The organism is Mycobacterium parascrofulaceum ATCC BAA-614 (genome assembly GCF_000164135.1).
Lineage (GTDB): Bacteria > Actinomycetota > Actinomycetes > Mycobacteriales > Mycobacteriaceae > Mycobacterium > Mycobacterium parascrofulaceum.
In genome coordinates this window covers 583,853-607,014 of record NZ_GG770554.1, presented here as the reverse complement: position 1 = coordinate 607,014, position 23,162 = coordinate 583,853, and the positions used below count along the sequence as shown (strand labels likewise).

The 23,162-nt window shown below is 69.4% G+C and carries 22 protein-coding genes and 1 pseudogene; 10 read left to right on the top strand and 13 right to left on the bottom strand.

Annotated elements, in window-relative coordinates; genetic code table 11:
* Positions 1-74: 74 nt before the first annotated feature.
* The 5 genes from HMPREF0591_RS12940 (at position 75) to HMPREF0591_RS12920 (ending at position 4,542) form a co-directional block, all read left to right on the top strand.
* Positions 75-656: a lipid droplet-associated protein gene (locus HMPREF0591_RS12940; protein WP_007169012.1), complete on the top strand. Its 582-nt coding sequence runs from the start codon at positions 75-77 to the stop codon at positions 654-656.
* Positions 653-1,903, top strand: a complete 1,251-nt coding sequence (gene xseA / locus HMPREF0591_RS12935) for an exodeoxyribonuclease VII large subunit (RefSeq protein WP_040622456.1) — start codon at positions 653-655, stop codon at positions 1,901-1,903. Before HMPREF0591_RS12940 ends, xseA begins: the two co-directional genes overlap by 4 nt.
* Entirely contained in the window at positions 1,893-2,132 is a 240-nt protein-coding gene (locus HMPREF0591_RS12930) for an exodeoxyribonuclease VII small subunit (RefSeq protein ID WP_007169010.1), read from the top strand. Before xseA ends, HMPREF0591_RS12930 begins: the two co-directional genes overlap by 11 nt.
* A gap of 72 nt (positions 2,133-2,204) precedes the next feature.
* Complete coding sequence (locus tag HMPREF0591_RS12925) at positions 2,205-3,311, top strand: 3-beta-hydroxysteroid dehydrogenase (protein WP_007169009.1); 1,107 nt, start codon at positions 2,205-2,207, stop codon at positions 3,309-3,311.
* 85 nt (positions 3,312-3,396) lie between these two features.
* Entirely contained in the window at positions 3,397-4,542 is a 1,146-nt protein-coding gene (locus tag HMPREF0591_RS12920; RefSeq protein WP_007169008.1) for an AI-2E family transporter, read from the top strand.
* A gap of 9 nt (positions 4,543-4,551) precedes the next feature.
* On the opposite strand, the gene HMPREF0591_RS12915 is transcribed toward HMPREF0591_RS12920, so the two are convergent.
* Genes HMPREF0591_RS12915 through HMPREF0591_RS12905 form a run of 3 tightly spaced genes read right to left on the bottom strand, consistent with a single transcriptional unit; the run spans position 4,552 to position 7,617 of the window.
* Positions 4,552-6,093: a carboxylesterase/lipase family protein gene (locus HMPREF0591_RS12915; RefSeq protein ID WP_007169007.1), complete on the bottom strand. Its 1,542-nt coding sequence runs from the start codon at positions 6,091-6,093 to the stop codon at positions 4,552-4,554.
* 15 nt (positions 6,094-6,108) lie between these two features.
* Positions 6,109-6,906, bottom strand: a complete 798-nt coding sequence (locus HMPREF0591_RS12910; protein WP_007169006.1) for a dienelactone hydrolase family protein — start codon at positions 6,904-6,906, stop codon at positions 6,109-6,111.
* A gap of 12 nt (positions 6,907-6,918) precedes the next feature.
* On the bottom strand, positions 6,919-7,617 hold the full coding sequence (locus HMPREF0591_RS12905) for a DUF4245 domain-containing protein (protein ID WP_007169005.1): 699 nt from the start codon (positions 7,615-7,617) through the stop codon (positions 6,919-6,921).
* A gap of 55 nt (positions 7,618-7,672) precedes the next feature.
* On the opposite strand from HMPREF0591_RS12905, the gene glpX reads away from it, so the two are divergent.
* Genes glpX through HMPREF0591_RS12890 form a run of 3 tightly spaced genes read left to right on the top strand, consistent with a single transcriptional unit; the run spans position 7,673 to position 11,090 of the window.
* Entirely contained in the window at positions 7,673-8,725 is a 1,053-nt protein-coding gene (gene glpX / locus HMPREF0591_RS12900) for a class II fructose-bisphosphatase (RefSeq protein WP_007169004.1), read from the top strand.
* Between the two features lie 25 nt (positions 8,726-8,750).
* Complete coding sequence (locus tag HMPREF0591_RS12895) at positions 8,751-10,163, top strand: class II fumarate hydratase (RefSeq protein WP_007169003.1); 1,413 nt, start codon at positions 8,751-8,753, stop codon at positions 10,161-10,163.
* Between the two features lie 15 nt (positions 10,164-10,178).
* Complete coding sequence (locus HMPREF0591_RS12890) at positions 10,179-11,090, top strand: hypothetical protein (protein WP_007169002.1); 912 nt, start codon at positions 10,179-10,181, stop codon at positions 11,088-11,090.
* Between the two features lie 10 nt (positions 11,091-11,100).
* On the opposite strand, the gene HMPREF0591_RS12885 is transcribed toward HMPREF0591_RS12890, so the two are convergent.
* From HMPREF0591_RS12885 to glyA, 5 genes are all read right to left on the bottom strand, one after another.
* Entirely contained in the window at positions 11,101-12,555 is a 1,455-nt protein-coding gene (locus HMPREF0591_RS12885; RefSeq protein ID WP_007169001.1) for an adenylate/guanylate cyclase domain-containing protein, read from the bottom strand.
* 85 nt (positions 12,556-12,640) lie between these two features.
* Positions 12,641-13,516 carry a polysaccharide deacetylase family protein gene (locus tag HMPREF0591_RS12880; protein ID WP_007169000.1) on the bottom strand — a complete coding sequence of 292 codons (876 nt, stop codon included), beginning with the start codon at positions 13,514-13,516 and terminating at the stop codon, positions 12,641-12,643.
* Positions 13,517-13,608: 92 nt separating this feature from the next.
* On the bottom strand, positions 13,609-14,910 hold the full coding sequence (gene phoH2 / locus HMPREF0591_RS12875) for an RNA 5'-3' helicase PhoH2 (RefSeq protein ID WP_007168999.1): 1,302 nt from the start codon (positions 14,908-14,910) through the stop codon (positions 13,609-13,611).
* 217 nt (positions 14,911-15,127) lie between these two features.
* Entirely contained in the window at positions 15,128-15,955 is an 828-nt protein-coding gene (locus HMPREF0591_RS12870; RefSeq protein WP_007168998.1) for an acyl-ACP desaturase, read from the bottom strand.
* An 85-nt stretch (positions 15,956-16,040) separates the two neighbouring features.
* A complete protein-coding gene (glyA, locus tag HMPREF0591_RS12865; protein WP_007168997.1) occupies positions 16,041-17,321 on the bottom strand; it encodes a serine hydroxymethyltransferase in 1,281 nt (426 codons plus the stop codon).
* Positions 17,322-17,447: 126 nt separating this feature from the next.
* Between glyA and coaA the strand changes: the two genes are divergently transcribed.
* On the top strand, positions 17,448-18,386 hold the full coding sequence (gene coaA / locus HMPREF0591_RS12860; RefSeq protein ID WP_007168996.1) for a type I pantothenate kinase: 939 nt from the start codon (positions 17,448-17,450) through the stop codon (positions 18,384-18,386).
* A 3-nt stretch (positions 18,387-18,389) separates the two neighbouring features.
* On the opposite strand, the gene HMPREF0591_RS12855 is transcribed toward coaA, so the two are convergent.
* From HMPREF0591_RS12855 to HMPREF0591_RS12845, 3 genes are all read right to left on the bottom strand, one after another.
* Entirely contained in the window at positions 18,390-18,815 is a 426-nt protein-coding gene (locus HMPREF0591_RS12855; protein ID WP_007168995.1) for a hypothetical protein, read from the bottom strand.
* 383 nt (positions 18,816-19,198) lie between these two features.
* Positions 19,199-20,569 carry a hypothetical protein gene (locus HMPREF0591_RS12850; RefSeq protein WP_007168994.1) on the bottom strand — a complete coding sequence of 457 codons (1,371 nt, stop codon included), beginning with the start codon at positions 20,567-20,569 and terminating at the stop codon, positions 19,199-19,201.
* 264 nt (positions 20,570-20,833) lie between these two features.
* The gene (locus HMPREF0591_RS12845) at positions 20,834-21,622 is read right to left on the bottom strand and encodes a (2Z,6E)-farnesyl diphosphate synthase (RefSeq protein ID WP_007168992.1); all 789 of its coding nucleotides are present in this window, start codon (positions 21,620-21,622) and stop codon (positions 20,834-20,836) included.
* A 154-nt stretch (positions 21,623-21,776) separates the two neighbouring features.
* Here HMPREF0591_RS12845 and trhA point away from each other — a divergent pair, with 154 nt between their 5' ends.
* On the top strand, positions 21,777-22,565 hold the full coding sequence (gene trhA, locus HMPREF0591_RS12840; protein WP_007168991.1) for a PAQR family membrane homeostasis protein TrhA: 789 nt from the start codon (positions 21,777-21,779) through the stop codon (positions 22,563-22,565).
* Here trhA and HMPREF0591_RS12835 read toward each other — a convergent pair.
* Complete coding sequence (locus tag HMPREF0591_RS12835; protein WP_007168990.1) at positions 22,552-22,923, bottom strand: nuclear transport factor 2 family protein; 372 nt, start codon at positions 22,921-22,923, stop codon at positions 22,552-22,554. The genes trhA and HMPREF0591_RS12835 overlap by 14 nt on opposite strands.
* Before the next feature lie 11 nt (positions 22,924-22,934).
* A pseudogene (locus HMPREF0591_RS12830) lies at positions 22,935-23,162 on the bottom strand (hypothetical protein); the annotation flags it as partial.

Below are 23,162 nucleotides of genomic sequence, written 5' to 3'. Positions count from 1 at the left end.
TTCTGCGGACACGGGCCTGCCAGCTCGCGCCGGTGGGCTTGGAGTTAGCCGTCGCTTGAGGCAATCTTGGACCCATGGCTACTGCACCGTATGGAGTTCGGCTGCTGGTCGGCGCGGCGACAGTCGCCGTCGAGGAGACCATGAAGCTGCCGAAGACCATCCTGATGTACCCGATGACGCTGGCCAGTCAGGCCGCGCACCTGGTGATGGTGTTCCAGCAGAACCTGGCCGAGCTGGTGATCAAGGGTGACAGCACCCTGGAGAGCATCTTTCCGCCGAAGGACGAGCAGCCGGAATGGGCGACGTTCGACGAGGATCTGCCCGAGGCGCTCGCCGCGCCCACCGACGAGGGCGTCGGTGAAGGCGACCGGCGGACCGAGGGGCGGTTCGCGTTGTACTCGCTCGCCGACGCCGCCGCCGACGCGGCGCCGCTGAAACAGGGCGGGAAATCCTCGGACAAGTCGGCGGTTCCGCAACCGTCCGTGGTGGCCGCGCTCGACTACGCGACGCTGACGCTGGCCCAGCTGCGCGCCCGCCTGCAGTCGCTGAGCGTCGACGAACTCGAAGCCCTGCTGGCCTACGAGCAGGCCACGAAGGCCCGCGCGCCGTTTCAGACGCTGCTCGCCAACAGGATCACCCGCGCGAACGCGAAGTGACGCCGGCCCCACCTCCCGAACCCAACTCCGCCGAGAACCCATTTCCGGTGCGCGCGGTGGCCATTCGCGTCGCGGGCTGGATCGACAGGCTGGGCACAGTTTGGGTGGAGGGCCAGCTGGCCCAGATCAGCGCCCGGCCCGATTCCAAGACGGTGTTCATGGTGTTGCGTGACCCGGCCGCGGACATGTCGTTGAGCGTGACCTGTTCGCGCGACCTGGTGGCCAACGCGCCGGTGAAATTGGCGGAGGGCACGCAGGTGGTGGTCTGCGGCAAGCCCTCGTTCTACACCGGACGGGGCACGTTCTCGTTGCGGCTCAGCGAGATTCGCGCCGTCGGTGTGGGCGAGCTGCTGGCACGCATCGATCGGCTGCGCCGGCTGCTGGAGGCCGAAGGGCTCTTCGACCCCCGGCTCAAGCGGCCGATCCCCTTCCTGCCCAACATGGTTGGGCTGATCACGGGCCGGGCCAGCGCCGCGGAACGCGACGTGACGACGGTGGCCACCGGGCGCTGGCCGGGCGTGCGTTTTGCGGTGCGCAACACCGCGGTCCAGGGGCCCAACGCGGTGGCGCAGATCGTCGAAGCGCTGTACGAACTCGACCGCCACGCCGAGGTCGACGTGATCGTGGTGGCCCGCGGCGGCGGCAGTGTCGAGGACCTGTTGCCGTTCTCCGACGAGACGCTGTGCCGCGCCATCGCGGCGTGCCGCACCCCGGTGATCAGCGCGGTCGGCCACGAGCCCGACAATCCGCTGTGCGACCTGGTCGCCGACCTGCGGGCCGCCACCCCGACCGACGCGGCCAAGAAGGTGGTCCCCGACACCGCCGCCGAGCAGCGCCTCGTCGAGGACCTGCGCCGGCGCAGCGCGCAGGCGCTGCGCAATTGGGTCTCCCGTGAGCAACGCGCCCTGGCCCAGGTCCGCAGCCGGCCGGTGCTGGCCGAGCCGCTGACGGCGCTGACGGCGCGCGCCGACGAGATCCACCGCGCCCGGTCGGCGATTCGCCGCGACATCACCCGCCTGGCCGCCGCCGAGACCGACCGCGTCGGCCACCTCGGCGCGCGGCTGGCGACGCTGGGCCCGGCTGCCACGCTGGCCCGCGGCTACGCCGTCGTACAGGCGGTGCCGGACTCCGCGGCCCCGGCGGTGCTGCGCTCGGTGGCGGACGCGCCCGCGGGCACCCGGCTGCGGGTGCGGGTCGCCGACGGCGCCATCGCCGCGGTCAGCGAGGGGCGGGCCGATGGCGCCTGACGAAGAGGAGCAGTCGATTACACCCATTAGTAGTCTGGGCTACGAAGCGTGCCGGGACGAGCTGATCGAAGTCGTCCGACTCCTGGAACAGGGCGGCCTGGACCTCGACGCGTCGCTGCAGTTGTGGGAAAGAGGCGAACAACTGGCGAAACGGTGCGAGGAGCACTTAGCTGGCGCCCGCAAGCGCATTGAGGATGCGCTGTCGGCCGGGGATGCCGAGAACGACTGAAATCCGGCCGTCGAAGCAGTTGCGGCCTGACCGCTTTACCGAACTAGAACACGTTTCAGTTAGGATTGGCTGATGTCTGATGCAGCACTGACCACCGAACTCGGCCGCGTCCTGGTCACCGGCGGTTCCGGTTTCGTCGGCGCCAACCTGGTGACCACGCTGCTGGACCGCGGATACCGGGTGCGTTCGTTCGACCGGGCGCCGTCGCCGCTCGCGGAGCACCGGCAGCTCGAGGTGCTCGAGGGTGACATCACCGACACCGCCGTGTGCGCCCGCGCGGTGGACGGCGTCGACACCATCTTCCACACTGCGGCGATCATCGAACTCATGGGCGGCGCGTCGGTGACCGACGCGTACCGGCAGCGCAGCTTCGCGGTCAACGTCGGCGGCACCGAAAACCTGGTGCACGCCGGGCAGGCGGCCGGCGTGCAGCGATTCGTCTACACCTCGTCCAACAGCGTCGTGATGGGCGGCCAGAACATTCCCGGCGGTGACGAGACGCTGCCCTACACCGACCGCTTCAACGACCTGTACACCGAGACGAAGGTCGTCGCCGAACGATTCGTGCTGGCGCAGAACGGGATTGGCGGCATGCTGACGTGCGCGATCCGGCCCAGCGGGATCTGGGGGCGCGGCGATCAGACGATGTTCCGCAAGTTGTTCGAAAGCGTGATCGCCGGCCACGTCAAGGTGCTCATCGGCCGCAAGTCGGCACGGTTGGACAACTCCTACGTGCACAACCTGATTCACGGATTTATCCTGGCGGCCCAGCACCTCGTCCCCGGCGGCACCGCGCCCGGCCAGGCGTACTTCATCAACGACGACGAGCCCATCAACATGTTCGAGTTCGCCCGCCCGGTGGTCGAGGCGTGCGGCGTGAACTGGCCGCGGGTGCGGGTGAACGGCCCGCTGGTCCGCGTGGCGATGACCGGTTGGCAGCGGCTGCATTTCCGCTTCGGCATCCCCGCGCCGCTGCTCGAGCCGCTCGCCGTCGAGCGGCTCTATCTGGACAACTACTTCTCGATCGCCAAGGCACGCCGCGACCTCGGCTACGAGCCGTTGTTCACCACCGAGCAGGCGATGTCGCAGTGCCTCCCGTACTACGTCGACATGTTCCAGCGGATGAAAAGCCAAGCGGAGGTTGAATCCACGAGGCCGGCGGTCGGCGGGGCGAACTGAACGCGCTGACGGGGACGCTGACGAAAACGCCGGACCGGGGCTAAGGTTCCCTCAGCGGCGACGACGCGGAGGGCGGCCCGGTTGCATGGACACCGAATTCACGCTCAACCAAAAGCGCGCCCTGGCGATACTGACCGCGATCGCCCTGCTCTTCGCCGCGTACTTCCTGCGCGGCTACTTCGTGCTGATCGTCGTGGCCGCGGTCGGCGCCTACCTGTTCACCCCGCTCTTCAATTGGTTCGGCCGGCGGCTGGGCACCGGCTTGGCGGCGACCTGCACCCTGCTGTGCGCACTGGTGATCGTCATCGTGCCCGTCACGCTGCTGGTGATCCTGGCGATCGTTCAGATCTCGCGCATGGTCGACAGCATCACCGAGTGGGTGAAATCGACGGACCTGAGCGGCCTCGGCGACCGTACCCTGCACGCGGTGAACGAGCTGCTGTCCCGGGTCCCGTTCGCGCACATGACGATAACGACGGACAACCTGCGCAAGGCGATGGTCACGGTGGGCCGCAACGTCGGTGAATGGGCGCTGCACTTCCTGCAGGGCGCCGTCGGCGGTCTGGCGGGCGCGATCACGTCGGCCATCATCTTCCTGTACGTGTTCGTCGCGCTGCTGGTGCACCGCGAGCGGGTGCGCAAACTGATCGCCGATCTCAACCCCCTCGGCGACGAGGTGACGGATCTCTACCTGGCCAAAGCCGGAGCGATGGTGCGCGGCACCGTCAACGGCCAGTTCGTGATAGCGCTCTGCCAGGGCGTCGCGGGCGCCGCGTCCATCTATGTCGCCGGCTTTCACCACGGATTCTTCATCTTCGCGGTCCTGCTGACCGCGCTGTCGATCATCCCCCTCGGCGGCGGGATCGTGACCATCCCCTTCGGCATCGGCATGATCTTCTACGGCAACATCGCCGGCGGCGCGTTCGTCGTGCTCTGGCACCTCGTCGTGGTCACCAACATCGACAATTTCCTGCGCCCGATCCTCGTCCCGCGCGACGCCCGGCTGAATCCGGCGCTGATGCTGCTGTCGGTGTTCTCGGGCATCGCCATGTTCGGCCCCTGGGGCATCGTCATCGGGCCCGTGTTGATGATCCTCATCGTCACCACCGTCGAGGTGTACCTGGTGGTGTTCAAGGGAACGGAACTGAACGCGCCCGACACACCGCCCGCTCGCCGCAATTGGCTGCGCCGGCAGGCGAAGTCGGGCACCGCGCGGTCGGGCGCCGGATAGGGCCGGCGGCTACCGGAAGCCGACCATCTGGCTGCCCCAGGCGGCCAGGATTTTGGCGTCGACGTCGTGCGCGACGGTGTCCTGCTTGTCGATGATCAGGCAGGCGCGATCGCCCTCGCGGTAGGGCGTCCAGTCCGGCTCGCCGTCCGGACCCGCGGGCGTTGACCGCGCCGCGAAGTTGACCCATCGGGTCCGCATCCTCTTGGAGACCGCCTTGGCGGTCTTGCGGCCGCCCAGCTTCAACGTCGGATCCTTCGGTGCACCGAGATTGCCCCAGACGTACGGCAATTCGGTGGCGTGCGCGGCCCTGACCAACAGCACCTTCAGGAGCGGGGTCGAGTAGTCGAACCGGTACAGGTAGACCGGCGCCACCGCGCTGTGCCCCTCGGCGAGCCAAACCGACGGCATCCGGAAACCGACGTCGGTGGCGATGCTCAAACTCCTCGCCCTGCGCCGTACCCGCGAATACGCCGATCCGATCTCCTCGTCGGTCGGCAATTGCAGGTCCGGTTGTTCGGCCGCGATCTGGTCGAACATCGACGTGATCGCGTGGGGCGTGATGGGCATCAGCCGCGAACGCATCAACCGGAAGAGCGCCGCCTCGTGCTTGTTGGTCCCGATGATCAAGGGGACCGGAAGCGATCGGCCCTCCTGCACGCGCTTGACCGGGTAGTCGTCCAGCAACTCGCCGTCGATGATCGGGACAAACGCAAGGAGGCCCGGATTACGCACGGGCACTTCGTCGAACACCTCTTGGGACGCGGCAAGCAGCACCGCGGTGGGCACGTCGGGCAACCGGTCCGCGTCGACGTCAAGCCTGTCGAGGACGGTTTCGGCGACGCGCTCAGCCCTGCTCCGGTCGTATACCGATGTGGCGGGTGAACTTTGGGCGATCGCGCGGGCGAACAGTCCCTCGGCCGACGGGCTGGCGAGCAGGGTCGTCACGATCCCCGCGCCCGCGGACTCGCCGAACAGCGTCACGTTGCGCGGATCGCCGCCGAATGCCGCGATGTTGTCGCGCACCCAGCTCAGTGCCGCCAGCACGTCGCGCAGTCCGACATTGGAGTCGAACCGCCGCCGCGACGTGGTGAACGACGACAGGTCCATGAAACCGAGCGCGCCCACCCGGTAATTGACCGTGACCACGATGACCTCGCCGTCGCCGGCCAGCCGTCGCCCGTCATACAGCGCCTGGCTGCCCGATCCCAAGACGTACGCGCCCCCGTGCAGCCACACCATCACGGGCTTTCGGTCACCCGGCTGCGTGGTGGACGACGCCCAGACGTTCAGCCGCAGGCAGTCTTCGCCCTGCGGGGCGCCCAGGTCGAGCGGCATGTTGGGGAAGACCGGCTGCGGGCAGGCCGGGCCGTAGCGGGTGGCATCGGCGACCTCGGTCCACCGCTCGGGGGGTTGCGGCGCCCGGAAGCGCAGGCCGCGGACGGGCGGGGCGGCGTACCGGACGCCCTTCCACGAGCTGACTCGGCCGTCATCGGCGCCGCGGACGGGGCCGAAGGTGGTTTCGACCACCCGGTCACTGGTCGTAGTCGTCATGCGTGTGGGGCTTTCCTAAGCAAGGCGCTGGGTGAGGAACTCGACTACCCGCTTGCGGGCCTCGTAGGCCGGCTGGCCGTCGACTTCGCGGACCTCGTCGGTCAGCACGGAGTGCGCCATCTTCCCGAAACCGCCGACATTGCCCGGGCTCGAATCGATCTCGATGACCTCGAACGCGTTACCAAGCCGCTCCTTGAGCGCCGCGAACCGTTCGCGCGGCACCGCGCTGTCCTCGCTGAACCGCAGACCCATCGCGCACAGGCCGTCGTTGGCGCAGCGATCGGCCACGGTGGCCAGTTCGGCTTCGCTCAGGCCTGGATCGCGGCGCCGCGCGCGACCCAGCGGCAGTGGCACCGACGGCTGCGAAAGCACCGGGGCCAGCACGGCGTCGTCGACCGCGGCGGCGAGCGCGAAGCCGCCCGTGAAGCATTGGCCGATGACGCCGACACCCTTGCCCGGTGTCGACGCGTTGAGGTCGCGGGCCAGCGCGCGCAAGAACATCGACACCGGCCGCTGCTTGTTCGTCGCGAACGCCGCGAATTCCCGTGCCACACAAGCCCGGCTGATCGAGGACGCGATGTAGCCGACCGTCTTGGGCTTGCCCGGCTCACCGAACAACGACGGCATGGCGACGGTGAAGCCGTTGTCCACCAGGTGATTGCCCAGCGCCAGCACGCCGGGATGGATCCCGGGTATCTCGGGAATCAGCACCACTCCCGGACCGCCGCCCTTGCGGTAGACGTCATGGGTGTAGCCGCCACCGCTGAACGGCGCCACCGACCATCCGGACAGATCCGCTTGGGGTGCAGTCACGTTGGCCCTTTCTCAGCGCGCGGGTAACGGCGGCTGCGATTGTGTCGCCGAGGCCAGCGTACGGAACTGATCGGCGCTGCCGGCACCGGTTATCGCGATTTGGGTGGCCCCGGTCGGGCCGGTGAGACGCGTTGTCCACACCGGCTCGGCCTCCGCCCCGCTTTGGCCGGAGCCGTTGTAGACCACCCAGGTGGTCCCCGCGACGTCGACCGTTCCGGCCGGGTACGCCGACGAATGGATCGAGCCCACCAGTTTGTCCTCGTCGGCGTTGCTCTGGGTCAGGCTCAGATACATCCCGGTCGGGCTGAGGTAGCCGACGACCGAGGTGGCCGCGTTCAGCCGCTGACCGGTCGAGGGGTCCACGCGGCCACCCTGGATGCCGCCGCGGCCGCCGGAGTTGGCCTGCCAGCCGGCGGGCAGCTTGGGCAGCCGAATGGGGAAGCCGAGGGTCGCGGCGTCGGCCCGCAGGGCCGCCGGCGCGTCGTACGTCGGGACCGCGCCCCGGTGGCTGCCGGGCGCGAACGAGCACATCCCGACCAGACCGGCCAGCACGATGCACGCGAGCACCAACGGGATCAGCGACCAGAACATGTCGCGGCCGTCCTGCAGCAACCGCGGTTTGGCCGGCCTGGCGACGGGCCCGGCCACCCCGGCCGGCTCGCCGGCGACGTGGGCGCCCGAGCTGGCATTCGGCGGCGGCTCTTCGGTCATCCCCCGAGTATCCCAGTTCCGGCAGAAAGATCCGCCTCTGGGACAATCACCAACCATGACAGCTGAGGGCAGCCGCCCATCCGGGCGGCCACGTGGTGAGGCCCCGGACCGCAACCTGGCCCTGGAGCTGGTCCGGGTGACCGAGGCCGGCGCCATGGCGGCCGGCCGGTGGGTCGGCCGCGGCGACAAGGAGGGCGGCGACGGCGCGGCCGTCGACGCGATGCGCGAACTGGTCAACACGGTGTCCATGCGCGGCGTGGTGGTCATCGGCGAGGGCGAGAAGGACAACGCGCCGATGCTCTACAACGGCGAGGAGGTCGGCAACGGCGACGGCCCGGACTGCGACTTCGCCGTCGACCCGATCGACGGCACCACGCTGATGAGCAAAGGCATGCCGAACGCGATCTCGGTGCTGGCGGTGGCCGAGCGCGGCGCGATGTTCGACCCGTCGGCGGTCTACTACATGAACAAGATCGCCGTCGGGCCCGAGGCGGCGCACGTCCTGGACATCACCGCGCCGATCGCCGAGAACATCAAGGCGGTCGCCAAGGTCAAGAACCTGTCCGTGCGGGACATGACCGTGTGCATCCTGGACCGGCCCCGGCACGCCCAACTCATCCACGACGTCCGGGCGACCGGGGCGCGGATCCGGTTGATCACCGACGGCGACGTCGCCGGCGCGATCTCGGCCTGCCGGTACCTGTCGGGCACCGACATGCTGGCCGGGATCGGCGGCACCCCGGAGGGCATCATCGCCGCGGCGGCGATCCGCTGCATGGGAGGCGCCATCCAGGCGCAGCTGGCGCCGAAGGACGACGAGGAGCGCCAGAAGGCGGTCGACGCCGGCCACGACGTCGACCGCGTGCTGACCACCGAGGATCTGGTGTCCGGCGAGAACGTCTTCTTCTGCGCCACCGGCGTCACCAACGGCGACCTGCTCAAGGGCGTGCAGTACTACCCCGGCGGCTGCACCACACAGTCGATCGTGATGCGGTCCAAGTCGGGCACCGTGCGCATGATCGAGGCGTACCACCGGCTCTCGAAGCTCAACGAGTACTCCGCCATCGACTTCACCGGCGACAGCACTGCCGCCTATCCCCTGCCCTGACCGAACCAGCGAGGACTGCATACCTATGGCCTCTGATGCCACCGATACCGAATACCGCATCGAACACGACACCATGGGCGAGGTGCGGGTGCCCGCAAAGGCGTTGTGGCGCGCCCAGACCCAGCGTGCCGTGGAGAACTTCCCGATCTCGGGCCGCGGCCTCGAGCGCACCCAGATCCGCGCGCTGGGCCTGCTGAAGGGCGCCTGCGCGCAGGTCAACAAGGACCTCGGGCTACTGGCACCGGAGAAGGCCGACGCGATCATCGCCGCGGCCGCCGAGATCGCCGACGGCCAGCACGACGACCAGTTCCCCATCGACGTCTTCCAGACGGGGTCGGGCACCAGCTCCAACATGAACACCAACGAGGTGATCGCGTCCATCGCGGCCAAAGGCGGTGTCACGGTGCATCCCAACGACGACGTGAACATGTCGCAGTCGTCCAACGACACCTTCCCGACCGCCACCCACATCGCGGCGACCGAGGCCGCGGTGCGCCACCTCATCCCGGCGCTCGAGGTGCTGCACGAGGCGCTAGCCAGCAAGGCCCGCGAATGGAACACGGTGGTCAAGTCGGGTCGTACCCACCTGATGGACGCCGTCCCGGTCACCCTCGGCCAGGAATTCAGCGGCTACGCCCGCCAGATCGAGGCGGGCATCGAGCGGGTGCGCGCCACCCTGCCGCGGCTGGGCGAGCTGGCGATCGGCGGCACCGCGGTCGGCACCGGCCTCAACGCCCCCGACGGCTTCGGTGCCAAGGTGGTCGAGACGTTGATCGCCTCTACCGGCCTGAACGAACTGCGCACGGCCGCCAACTCTTTCGAGGCGCAGGCGGCGCGCGACGGGCTGGTCGAGGCGTCCGGTGCGCTGCGCACCATCGCGGTGTCGCTGACCAAGATCGGCAACGACATCCGCTGGATGGGCTCGGGCCCGCTGACCGGCCTGGCTGAGATCCAGCTGCCCGACCTGCAGCCGGGTAGCTCGATCATGCCCGGCAAGGTGAACCCCGTTCTCCCCGAAGCGGTTACGCAGGTCGCCGCTCAGGTCATCGGCAACGACGCCGCGGTCGCCGTCGGCGGTTTGAGTGGAGCGTTCGAACTCAACGTCTACATCCCGATGATGGCCCGCAACGTCCTGGAGTCGTTCAAGCTGCTGACCAACGTGTCGCGGCTGTTCGCGGAGCGCTGCATCGTCGGGCTGGTCGCCAACGTCGACCACCTGCGGGAGCTGGCCGAATCGTCGCCGTCGATCGTGACGCCGCTGAACTCGGCGATCGGCTACGAGGAGGCCGCCGCGGTGGCCAAGCAGGCGCTCAAGGAGCGCAAGACGATCCGCCAGACGGTGATCGACCGCGGCCTGATCGGCGACAAGCTGTCGGAAGAAGAACTGGACCGCCGCCTGGACGTCTTGGCGATGGCCAAGGTCAAGCCGGAGAAGTAGGCGGGTGGTTCGACGATGACGGCTCCTCCCGGCGGCCCCTACCCTCAGGGGCCTTACGGCAATCCGTATGGGCAGGAACCCCAGTGGGGGCCCCCGCCGCAGGGCGGCCAGTACCCGTACCCGCCGACCGGCCCCTACCAGTACCCGCCCCCGCCGTATCCGCCACCGGGACAGCCGTTTCCGCCCGGCCCCTACCCGCAGGGGCCGCCGCCGGGCGGCCCGGGCTCGAAGCTGCCCTGGCTGATCATCGGCGGGCTCGTCATCCTGGCCGTCGTCGCGCTGGTGGCGACGCTGATCGTGATGCGGGGTGGCAGCCACGGCAAGTCGCCGACCGCCGCGCCGTCCACGTCCAGCAGCACCACCAGCCAGCCGAGGGGTCAGCAGACCGCCACCGATTGCACCCCGAACGTGTCCGGCGGTGAAATGCCCCGCACCGACTCGATCACCGCCGGCAAGCTCTCGTTCCCGGCCTCCGCGGTGCCGCCCAACTGGACGGTGTTCTCCGACGACCAGGACCCGAACCTGATCGGCGCGGTGGGCGTCGCCCAGGACGTGCCCGGCGCCAATCAGTGGATGATGACGGCCGAGGTCGGCGTCACCAACTTCGTCGCCAGCATGGACGTCACCGCGCAGGCGTCGAAGTTGTTGCAGTGCATCGTCGCCGGGCCCGGCTACGCGAACGCGCAGCCCACGCTCGGCCCGGCCAAGACGTCGTCGATCACCGTCGACGGCACCAAGGCCGCGCGCGTCGACGCCGACGTGACCATCGCCGACCCCACCCGCAACGTCAAGGGCGACTCCGTCACCGTCATCGCCGTCGACACCAAGCCGGTCACCGTCTTCATCGGCAGCACCCCCATCGGCGACACCGCGTCGGCGGACATCATCGGCCGGATCATCGCCGCGCTGAAGGTGTCGAAATCCTGACGCCTCCCCGCTACGCGGGCGCCGAGACGTGGGTGGCTTCCGATCGTCCCCGCAGGACAGTGGAATAGCACTCGGCCCAGCGCGTTGCCTCGGCCTCGTCGGCCCGCTCGACGGCGGCCGCCGCGCACAGGATCCGCCGGTCGGCGGTCTTGGCGAGATCGGCCAGCCGGGCGGCCTCGTTGACGGCGTCGCCGATCACCGTGTATTCGTAGCGGTTTTCGGCGCCGACGTTGCCGGCGAAGACGCGGCCCGCCGAGACGCCGATGCCGAAATCGACCGGCAGGCGGCGCAATTGGGTGCCCAGGGCGCGGGCGGTCGCCAGGGCCGCCGACGCCGGCTCGTCGGTGGGCAGCGGCACACCGAACACGGCCAGCGCGGCGTCCCCGGCGAATTTGTTGATCAGCCCGTGGTGTTCGTCGACGGCGTTGACGACGATGCGAAAGAAGTCGTTGAGGATTCCGGCGACCTCTTGCGGGGGGCGGCTCTCCGCGAGCTGCGTCGAGCCGACGAGGTCGATGTAGAGGACGGCCGCCTCCACCACGTCCCCCGACAGTGAGGCGCCCTCGTTGATGGCGCGTTGGGCGACGTCCGCTCCGACGTGGCGGCCGAACAGGTCGCGCAGCCGGTCCCGCTCGGCTAGGCCGGCCACCATCCGGTTGAAACCCGTTTGCAGCCGCCCGATCTGGGAGCGCTCGTAGGACCCGACGTAGGTTCCCATGCGGCCGTGTTCGACCTCCGCCATGGCGTCGACGATCTCGCCGAGCGGGTCGGAGATGGACCGCGACGTCAGGATCATGGTCGGAAGCCCGAGGACCAGCGCCGCCAGGGCGACCACCAGGATCGGCACGTCCAGTGACGCTGACTTGTCGATCAGCCAGCCGTACGAGCGCAGCATGACCAGCGTCGCGATCACCCCGATGGGAAAGGCGCTGCACAGAAACCACAACAGGACCAGCCGCGCGTACACGCCGGGCACCGCCAGGTGTGGCTCGCAACCCAGGGTGGCGGCACGCATGATGGGGCGCAGGACGCGCTGCGCCAGCAGCATCGCCGTGCCGGCGGCCGCCGGCCCACCGAGCAGCACGCCCAGCGCGATGGGCAGCAGCAGCTGGGCGCCGCCCCCCAGGTTCAGCAACATGAAGATCCCGCCGGTGACGCCCCAGGCCCCGAACAGGATCGCCGACTGACGGCCGGGCAGCTTCATCGCGGCTTCCCGCTGCCCCTGGTCGGGTTCGTCGCCGGCGGCGTACCAACGCAGTGTCGGCGCGGCGCTCAGGATCCCGGCCGTCGCGACGCCGATGGTGCCCAGCAGGACGAGCGCCACCACCGCCGCGGTGTTGGCCTTCGCGAAGTCGGAGTTGGCCCCGATGGACGTGTGGCCCCGCAGCGGGACCAGGATGGCCGCGGCCTCGACAACGGCCAGGACGTACGACAGCGCAAGGTCGGACCCGTATTCAATCGCCAACCGGCGGGCGGACTTTCGCTGCTCCGTGGCGGGCCGGGCGCGCCGGTTGCGGAGCCGGGCGGCCGCGCGCGCCCCCAGGCTTGCGCTAGGCACCGTTGTTCGGGCCGCCCGAGTTCTGGCCCGGGATGTCGGTGATCGGGAAGTTGGGCATCGGCTTGGGCGAGGGCGTGTTCGGCAGCGTCGGGATGTCGCCGGGCGGGATGTCGTGGAGTTCGTTGGCGGGCGGCCCGTTCTCGCGGCTGCCGTAGCTGCTGCCGGGCGCCCGTGGGCCCAGCAACTCGCTGACCGTCACCATCCGGTAGCCGTTGGCCCTGAGGACCGGGATGAACTGGTAGACCAGGTCGACGGTGCTCGAATAGGTGTCGTGGAACAACACCACCGAACCCGGCTTGATGTACGTCATCAGCATGTACCGTGTCGCCGCCGTGTTCGAGTCGTTGGCCCAGTCGAAAGGGATGACGTCCCAGAGGATTTCGGCGAGGCCCAGCCGGCCCGCCGTCTGGCGCACGACGTCGTTGGACAGGCCGCCGGCGGGGCGATACAGGTTGGGGGTCCGGCCGGTGGCGGCGGCGATCGCGTCGTTGGCCTTGGCGAACTGGGGCGCGATGTCACCGGGAGGGATGGTCACCATGTTGGGGTGTTCCCAGGTGTGGTTGCCGATCTCCATCCCGGCGTCGGCGACCAGCTTGGCACCCGCGGGGTTGGCTGCGACCTTGTTGCCGATCTCGAAGAAGGTGGCCTTCGCGTCGTTGTCCTTCAGGATCTGCAGCAGCCGGGCGTCGAAGGGGCTGGGCCCGTCGTCGAACGTCAGCGCGACACATTTGACCACCGAGCAGCTCAGATTGTCGGCGCGGGTCACGTGACCGGTCAGCCCGCCGATCACCAGCACCGCGACGGCCGCGAGGACACCGATAACCGTGCGCCAGTAGCGCCAGGCCTGGTTGTCGGGTCTTTTCGGCACCGTCGAAGTTTACCCACCGCGAGACTGCAGCTAGCGACGTGTTTCGCGAGTGGAGGCGTCGCGGAACACAGTTTCGCGGGCGACCGGGGGCGTCACTGCGGCCCGGCGATCTCCTCGAGCATCTCGGTGACCAGCGCGGCGATCGGCGACCGCTCGCTGCGCAATAGGGTGATGTGGGCGAACAGCGGGTGGCCCTTGAGTTTCTCGATCACCGCGGCGACGCCGTCGTGCCGGCCGACCCGCAGGTTGTCGCGCTGGGCGATGTCGTGGGTCAGGACCACGCGCGACCCGGCGCCGAGCCTGGACAGCACCGTCAGCAGGACGTTCCGCTCCAGGGACTGGGCCTCGTCGACGATGACGAACGAGTCGTGCAGCGACCGGCCGCGGATGTGGGTCAGCGGCAGCACCTCGAGCATGCCCCGGGAGAGCACCTCCTCCAGCACGGCCGGGCTGGCCAGTCCCTCGAGCGTGTCGAAGACGGCCTGCGCCCACGGGCCCATCTTCTCGCTCTCGCTGCCGGGCAGGTAGCCCAGCTCCTGGCCGCCGACGGCGTAAAGCGGGCGGAAGACCACCACCTTGCGCTGGGTGCGCCGTTCCAGCACGGCCTCCAGGCCCGCGCACAGGGCGAGCGCCGACTTGCCGGTGCCGGCCTTGCCGCCCAGCGACACGATGCCCACCGACTCGTCGAGCAACAGGTCGAGCGCCACCCGCTGCTCGGCGGAGCGGCCCCGCAGGCCGAACGCCTCGCGGTCGCCGCGGACCAGCTGCACCCGCTTGTCCGCGTTGACCCGGCCCAGCGCGTGCGAGCTGCCGCCGAGCAACCGAATGCCGGTGTGGCAGGGCAGGTCTCGCGCTTCGGCGAGGTCGATCTCGCCTTCGGCGAACAGCGCGTCGATGTCCTCGGTGGCGGTTTCGAGCTCGCGCATCCCCGACCAGCCGGAGGCGACCACGTCCTGCGCGTGGTACTCGTCGGCGGCCAGACCCACCGCGGCGGCCTTGACGCGAAGCGGAATGTCCTTGCTGACCAACGTGACTCGCTTGCCTTCGGCGGCGAGGTTGGCGGCGCAACTCAAAATGCGGCAGTCGTTGTTGTCGCTGCGGAAACCGGCGGGCAGCACCGCGGGATCGGTGTGGTTGAGCTCAACGTGAAGGGTACCGCCTTGCGCCCCAACGGGAATGGGCTGATCGAGCCGGCCGTGCACCAGCCGGAGGTCGTCGAACAGACGCAGCGCCTGGCGGGCGAACCACCCCAGCTCGTGGTGATGCCGCTTTGCCTCCAGTTCGCTGATCACCACCAGCGGAACCACCACCTCGTGTTCGGCGAACCGGCTGCACGCCCACGGGTCGGACAGCAGCACGGAGGTGTCGATCACGTAGGTCCGGATTTCGGTCACGTAGCGCTCCTCGAGCGGGATGAGCCCGCGCGGACCCGCACGGGCATGTCGGCGGGGACTGCGACACCAGGACCGGGGCCGGTCCTTCCGTTGTGGTGACGGGAGGTGCCGCCCTGGCAGCTGAGCATGACGCTGACCATCGAGATCGACGCTACTCTCGTCGCCGCTTCCCAGCAGCGCAGGCGCGCCGACGACGAACGCCGCGCGCGAAGATCGGCTAGCCGACGACGAACTGCCGCAGCGCGGGCTCGTCGGCCACACCCCATGCGGTGATGCGGTCGGAGATCGCCTGGCGCAGCTGCTGCTGGTCGAAGATGCCCGCGTCGGCGACGTTGCGCAGCTTGTCGCGGTAGGAGTCGATGTCGGCGCCGGGCACGTCGAGCTCGGCCGCGCGCGCCGCGATCGCCGTGATCGTCTCGTCGCGGGTGTAGGAGAGGCAGTGCTCGACGAGGTTGGAGAAGAACAGTTCGTGGCGCCGCTCGTCGCGCGCGATCCGGTCGATCAGCCCCGCCAGGATGGGCTCCTCGAGCTTGGCCGCCAGGTTCTCGCAGAAGACGGCGTAGGTGCGCTCGGCGAACGCCATGTACACCAGCGTCTCCACCTGCGAGTAGGTGTCGGCGCGGTAGCCCTTCATGACGTACTGGACCCGCGCCTCCTCGTTGGCGGTCGGGTCGACCTCGCGGGTCACCACCAGGTATTCGCGCAGGGCTATGGCGTGCAGATGCTCCTCCGCGGTCCACCGGCCCAGCCAGCGGCCCCACCAGTCTTCGAGGATGAAGTGTTCGACGAGCTCGCGGTGGTGGCCGGCCAGGTTGTCCTTGAGCAACAGCAGGATCTCGCAGGCGTCCGTGAACTCCCGGGGCAGCGTCGCGTCGGACGGATCCCAGTCACGTCCGCCGAGGAACGCGAAGTTCTCGCCCCGGTCGAACGGCACGTAGTCGTGAGCGAACCAGAGTTCCTCGGTGTTCAGGTGGCGGTCCATGTTGGCTTCGCACACCGGCTCGAGTTCCAGGGTCAGCGCGTTAGCTACAGGTTTCTGTGCCATGCGGTTACTGTAACTCGCGTACACAGGTTCGTGAAATCGCCCCGGCCGTGTCGCGCCAACTGGTGACTTTGGTCCTTTCGACCGCTCAGCGGTCCACCAGTGTCCACTCTTCGAGGCCCTCGTACAGCGGGAAGTCGCGGGCAAGCCGCGTCACCCGCTGCCGCAGCGAGGATAGGTCGGCCGCCGTGCCCGCCGCCAGCGCGGTGGCGATGACGTCGGCGACCTCGGTGAACTCCGCGTCCCCGAAGCCGCGGGTCGCCAACGCCGGCGTGCCCACCCGCAGGCCCGACGTCACCATCGGCGGGCGCGGGTCGTTGGGGACGGCGTTGCGGTTGACCGTGATGCCGATCTCGTGGAGCAGATCCTCGGCGGCCTTGCCGTCCAGCGGGGAGTTACGCAGGTCCACCAGCACCAGGTGGACGTCGGTGCCGCCGCTGACCACCGACACCCCGGCGTGGGCGACGTCGGGGGCCGTCAGCCGGTCGGCGATGATGCGGGCGCCGGATAGGGTGCGCTGCTGCCGGTCGGCGAACTCGGGGGTGCCCGCGATCTTCAGCGCGACGGCCTTGCCCGCGATGACGTGCATCAGCGGACCGCCCTGCTGGCCGGGGAACACCGCGGAGTTGATGGACTTGGCGTACTCCTGCTTGCCCAGGATCAGCCCGGAACGCGGGCCGCCGAGCGTCTTGTGCACGGTCGTGGACACCACGTCGGCGTGCGGCACCGGCGAGGGGTGCAGCCCCGCGGCGACCAGGCCGGCGAAGTGCGCCATGTCAACCCACAGCTTCGCGTCGACCTCGTCGGCGATCGAGGCGAACGCCGCGAAGTCGAGAATGCGCGGGTAGGCCGACCACCCGGCGATGATGACCTGCGGGCGGAACTCGAGGGCCCTGGCCCGCACCGCGTCCATGTCCACCAGGTGCGTCGTGGGATCGACACCGTAGAAGCCGGTCTCGTAGAGCTTGCCGGAGAAGTTCAGCTTCATCCCGTGGGTCAGGTGACCGCCGTTGGCGAGGTCGAGGCCCAGCAACCGCTCCCCCGGCGTCATCAGCGCGTGCAGCACAGCGGCGTTGGCCTGCGCACCCGAATGGGGCTGCACATTGGCGAAGTCGGCGCCGAAGAGCGCCTTCGCCCGGTCACGGGCGATGTTCTCCACGACGTCGACGTACTCGCAGCCGCCGTAGTAGCGCCGGCCGGGCAGGCCCTCCGCGTATTTGTTCGTCAGCACGCTGCCCTGGGCCTGCAGCACCGAGCGCGGGACGAAGTTCTCCGAGGCGATCATCTCGAGGGTGTCGCGCTGGCGGCCCAGCTCCTTGCCGAGCAGCTCGGCGATGTCGGGGTCGACGTCGGCGAGCGAGGCGGACATGAGGGAGGCCGTGCCGGGGTGAGCGGGGCGGGCGTCGGGTGCAGCAGTCACGGCGCCAGTCTATCCAGCGACGGGTTTAGCCAGCCCAGCCGTCGGGCGCGCGTCCGCCCCTGCAACACTTGCACTATGCCGCGGCTTAGCGAGCCGAGCCCCTATGTGGAGTTCGACCGGAAGCAATGGCGCGCGCTTCGCATGTCGACGCCGCTGGCGCTGACCGAAGAGGAACTGGTTGGCCTGCGCGGTCTCGGCGAACAGCTCGACCTGCTCGAGGTGGAAGAGGTCTACCTGCCGCTCGCGCGGCTGATCCACCTGCAGGTCGCCGCGCGTCAGCGGTTGTTTGCCGCCACCGCGGAATTCCTCGGCGAACCGCAACAGAATCCGGACCGGCCGGTGCCTTTCGTGATCGGTGTCGCCGGGAGCGTCGCGGTCGGCAAGTCGACCACCGCCCGTGTCCTGCAGGCCCTGCTGGCCCGCTGGGATCATCACCCCAGGGTGGACCTGGTGACCACCGACGGCTTCCTCTACCCCAACGCCGAGCTCGATCGGCGAAACCTGATGCATCGCAAGGGTTTTCCGGAGAGCTATAACCGCCGGGCCCTGATGCGGTTCGTTACCTCGGTGAAGTCGGGCTCCGACTACGCGTGCGCGCCGGTGTATTCACACCTGAAATACGACATCATCCCGGGGGCCAAGCACGTCGTCCGCCATCCCGACATCCTGATCCTCGAGGGCCTCAACGTCCTGCAGACCGGCCCGACCCTGATGGTGTCGGACCTCTTCGACTTCTCGCTATACGTGGACGCCCGGATCGAAGACATCGAGCAGTGGTACGTCTCGCGGTTCCTGTCGCTGCGCGGCACGGCATTTGCCGACCCCGAGTCACACTTCCACCACTACTCGGCCCTGGGCGACACCAAGGCGATCGCCGCGGCGCGCGAGATCTGGCGGTCCATCAACCGGCCGAACCTGGTCGAGAACATCCTGCCGACGCGGCCGCGGGCGACCCTGGTGCTGCGCAAGGACGCCGACCACTCGATCAACCGGCTCCGGCTGCGCAAGCTGTAGGGGTCACGCCGCCTCGAGGCGACGCACCCCCAGGTACTGCAGCCCGGCGAACGCCGCGGTGTAGACGCCGCCGGCCAGCGTGGCGGCAGTCCCCGTCGCGGACAACGGCAGCACTTCGGCGGCCACGATCGCGCCCAGTGTGAACACGACGTTGGCCACGACGACGCCGATTCCGACCCGGCGCACGTTCGGTGCCGCCGCGAGCAGGAACACGGCCAGGCCGCCGAGCACGAAGAAGGCGCCCAGGCTGTACTCCTGCAGCGAGGTCAGGCCCGTCAGCGACGAAAGCGGGTCGGCGAAAAATGCGATCAGCAGACCGCACAGGCCCGTCAGCGTGGCGTCGGCGCGCATGGCGAACCGCAGCAGCGAGTCGGTCGCGTCGTACAGCGGGCGCGTGTGCAGACCGGGGGCGCCAGATGCATACATCATGTGATTACTCCTCGCGATGGCGAATTGGGTCGAACTTCAGCGTCCTGCCGGTGCACTGCCATATCGACTCGTGGCACTGCCAACTACTGCCACGGATACAAAGACCAGCGCGTTGCGCTGGCTATTCCCGGTTGCGGGCCCGAATCGGGATTGTTATTCGACGGACGCCAGTCTGGCGCTCAGCAGCCCCAGCAGTAACAGGATCCTCAGGGAGCGGCGGTGTGCCCGCCCCGCGGCGGGTTTCACGCCTCGCGGCGACGTGTCACGCCCCGCGGCGACGAGTGCGCTGACGGCTTTGAGTGTGCGTCCAGGGCGGAAGTTTCGCGGATTTCTCACCCTCAGCTCACTGCGAAACCCCTCACAGCACACGCGACGTGCTCCAGCTAGTCGCTGGCCACCGGGACCCGCCCGCGGAGGTCGGCCGCGATCAGCCGGGCGGCGGCGTTCTGCCAGTTGTGCAGCGAGCGCTGCGGGACCTCGGTGACCAACCACTGCCACGCCTGCCGCGCGGTCGGGTCCAGCCCGGCGGCGGTGGCGTTCTGCGCGTAGGCGCGCACGCCGACGACGTAGGGGAAGTACAGCGAGTTGTAGTGACGCCACTGCTCGGTGGTCCCGAAGTCGCCGGCGTCCCGGGGTTTGAGCCGCCCGATCGCTTCCGCGAGAACCGCCTTCAGCTCGTTGGCCCGCTCCAGCGGATGGTCGGGCGCGCCCCGCGCGGCGAGCCGCGCGTCGATGACGGGCAGCGCGGTCAACGGGCTGGCGACGAGCTTGCTCAGATCGCCGTAGTGCCCCAGCGCGCGGCGGGTGAGCCGGGTGAACGTGACGTCGTCGACGTGGTCGAGCGGATCCGCCGACCGCAGTGGCAGCGCCGCCCCGGTGTTCCGCAGCGCCGCCCGATCCTCGCGCAGCGCAGGCGATTTCGCGAACGCCAGCCGGTCGAGAATCCCGGCCAGCGGATCCGCGAGCACCTGCACGGCGATCGCGACCGCCAGGCTGGTGAACAACAGCACGGTCAGCGCGGTTTGCGCGCCGGGGTCGTCGCGGGTCAGCGCCAGGCCGATCAGCGCCTGGGCGCCGAACAGCACGGCCACCGCCGCCGACCCGGCGAACGAGCGCAGCATGTCGGCGCGCAGCGCCTGGCCCTCGTCGAACGCGTCCCACAGCGCGACGGCGACCCCGAGGGAGAGGACGTCGATGCTCGTTGACGCGAGCGCCACCCAGCTGGGCACCAGGCCCAGCGGGATGATCAGGATGGCATTGCCCAGCGCAAAGAACAGGGTCGCGACGACGGCCAGCCCGACGGCCGACCGCGGCCGGCGGGGCTGCCGCAACGCGACGGCCATCGCGCTGAACGTGGACAGCGAGATCACCGCGAACATCAGCCAGTGGCCCGCCCGCAGCGGCCCGTCGACACTGCCGGCCAGGGCCGCCCCGAACAGCGTCAGCGCCGCGACCCCGGCGACGAGCAACAGTTCGCGACCGCGCCCCCGCCCGCCGTCACCGGGCCGGCACAGCTCGACGAGCACCGCGAACCACGCCACGCCGGGAATGGTCACCAGATAGATCTCGACGCGACTGAGCAGGTGCGCGCAGGCCGGGCTGGCGGTCCGCACCGCGTCCAGCGCCACCACGACGGCGAATCCGCACAACCCGATCGCCGCCAACACGAGCACCGGCTTGCGTGGATCGCGGGCCAGCAGGTAGAGCCCCAGCCAGCCGCTCAGCGCGAACACCACCGCCGAGAGCGCAGCCATGCACTCAGTCTGGCACGGAGTTCCATGCGCACCGACCCGCTGCGCCCGGCTCCGCCGCGCTTGCGATCGGCGCGGAGTTGCATGCGCACCGACCCGCTGCGCCCGGCTCCGCCGCGCTTGCGATCGGCGCGGAGTTGCATGCGCACCGACCCGCTGCGCCCGGCTCCGCCGCGCTTGCGATCGGCGCGGAGTTGCATGCGCACCGACCCGCTGCGCCCGGCTCCGCCGCGCTTGCGATCGGCGCGGAGCCGCTAAGTCGCTCGGCTACTTGCCATACCGACGGTGCCGCTGGCTGTAGTCGCGCAGGGCACGCAGGAAATCGACCCGGCGGAACGCGGGCCAGTGCGCTTCGGTGAACCACATCTCCGAGTACGCGCTCTGCCACAGCAGGAACCCCGACAGGCGTTGCTCCCCCGACGTGCGGATCACCAGGTCCGGGTCTGGTTGCCCTGAGGTGTACAGGTTTTCGGAGATGCCGTCGACGGTGACCGCCTCGATCAACTCCTCGGCGGACGCACCGTTGGCCAGTTCCTTGCTGAGCAACGCCCGCACGGCGTCGACGATCTCGCGGCGGCCGCCGTACCCGACCGCGACGTTGACGTGGAACGGCGCCACGACGGGCGTCGACTCGACCGCGCCGCGCAGCCGCCGGGCCGGTTCCTCGCCGAGCAGCTCCAGGTCGCCGACCGTGCGCACGCTCCAGCGGTTGGCCGGCGCGCAGATCTCCTCGACGACGTCGGTGATGATCTCGATCAGTCCGGCCAGTTCGTCGGGGTCGCGTTGCAGATTTTCCGTGGACAGCAGGTAGACCGTGGTCATCTCGATGCCGGCTTCCTGGCACCAGCGCAGCATCTCGGCGATCTTCGCCGCACCCATCCGGTAGCCGTAGCTGACGTCGGTGTAGCCGGCGTCGCGCGCCCACCGCCGGTTGCCGTCGCACAGGACCGCGATGTGGCGCGGCAGGTGCGATTTGGAGGCGGCCAGCTCCTGCCGCAGCCGCAGCTCGTAGACGCGATACAGCGGCTCTTTGAGGCGCGGCGGAATAATTTCCACGAAGATTCAGCCTACTGTGACCTGCGCCAAAATCGTCCCTCCCATTCCGGCGATGTCACCGTGCGCGGAGACCCGCCCGTGACCGTCGGCGATTACTGTTGACGGTGAGCGGCACTGGCACTTCCCCGACCTGCAAGACGAGGGCACAGGAGACATGAGCAGCCAGACGAGTACGTCTGCAAACCCGGAGCGTTCGGACGAAGATTCCGAGGCCATCGCCCCCGGCAACACCGTCGACCAGCTTGTCGAGGGCGCCACCAACGTCCTGACCAAGCCGCGCATGCGCGGTTGGATCCACTTCTACTCCGCGTGGCTGGCGATCATCACCGGCGCCACCCTGGTGTCGGTGTCGTGGGCCGCGTCCTCCCCGCGCGCCGGCCATTCGACGCTGGTCTACGCGGCGGCCACGGTGGCGATGTTCGCCGTCAGCGCCACCTATCACCGGGTGCAGTGGAAGTCCGAGGCGGCCCGGAACCTCATGAAGCGGCTCGACCACTCGATGATCTTCGTGTTCATCGCCGGCAGCTACACGCCGTTCGCCCGCCTGGCCATGCCGCAGAAGACGGGGATGCTGGTCGAGTGCATTGTCTGGGGTGGTGCGGCGGCGGGCATCCTGCTCAAGGTGTGCTGGCCGACGGCACCGCGCTGGCTGGGTGTACCCCTGTACATCGTGCTCGGGTGGGTGGCCGTGTGGTTCTGTCCCACGATCCTGCACGAGGCGGGGGTGGCCGCGATGGTGCTGCTGGCCACCGGCGGCGTGTTCTACAGCGTCGGCGGCATCTTCTACGCGCTGCGCTGGCCCGACCCGTGGCCCAGCACGTTCGGCTACCACGAGATCTTCCACGCCTTTACCGTCGTCGCGGCGATTCTGCACTACATCGCCATGTGGTTCGCGGTCTTCTACACCGGGACCGGCGCCTGGCTGACGGCTACAGGTGGGTGACGTCGGCGGCTGACCAGTACGCCTTCATGTGGGCGACCTTGCCGTCCTCGTCGAACGCCATCACGTCGATCGGCTCGATCACCATCCGGTGCTCCCCCGCGGTGATCGTGAGGCGGAAATGGAACGCCGCCTCGTTGCCGGCGACGCGCAACGTCACCAACTCGCAGTCGCGCTGCACATCGTCGACCGCCGAGTAGAAGCCGTGGATCGCCTGGCGGCCGATGTGCACCTCGCCGCCGACGGGGTCCTCGACGGTGGCGTCGTCGGCGTAAAGCTCGACCAACTCGTCGGCGCCGCCCTTGGCGACCAGTGCGATGTAGCGGTGGACCGTGTCGGTGATGTGTTCGGCACTCGGCATGAAACCCCACGCTACCGTGGCGTGGCGAGCGCCTCCGCGAGGTCTTCGGTGGTGGCGACCGGCAGGTCGCACACCCGGCCGCGGCACACGTAGGCGGCGTCGACGCCGGCCACCCGGCCCCGACCGGCCAGCAGCGCCGACGAGTCCTCTTCCCCGCCCACCACGATCGCGCCACCGGGCGCCAGCCGTCGCGCGTCGGCCAGCAGCGGCGACCGCGACGGATCGCAGGCGACCGCGAT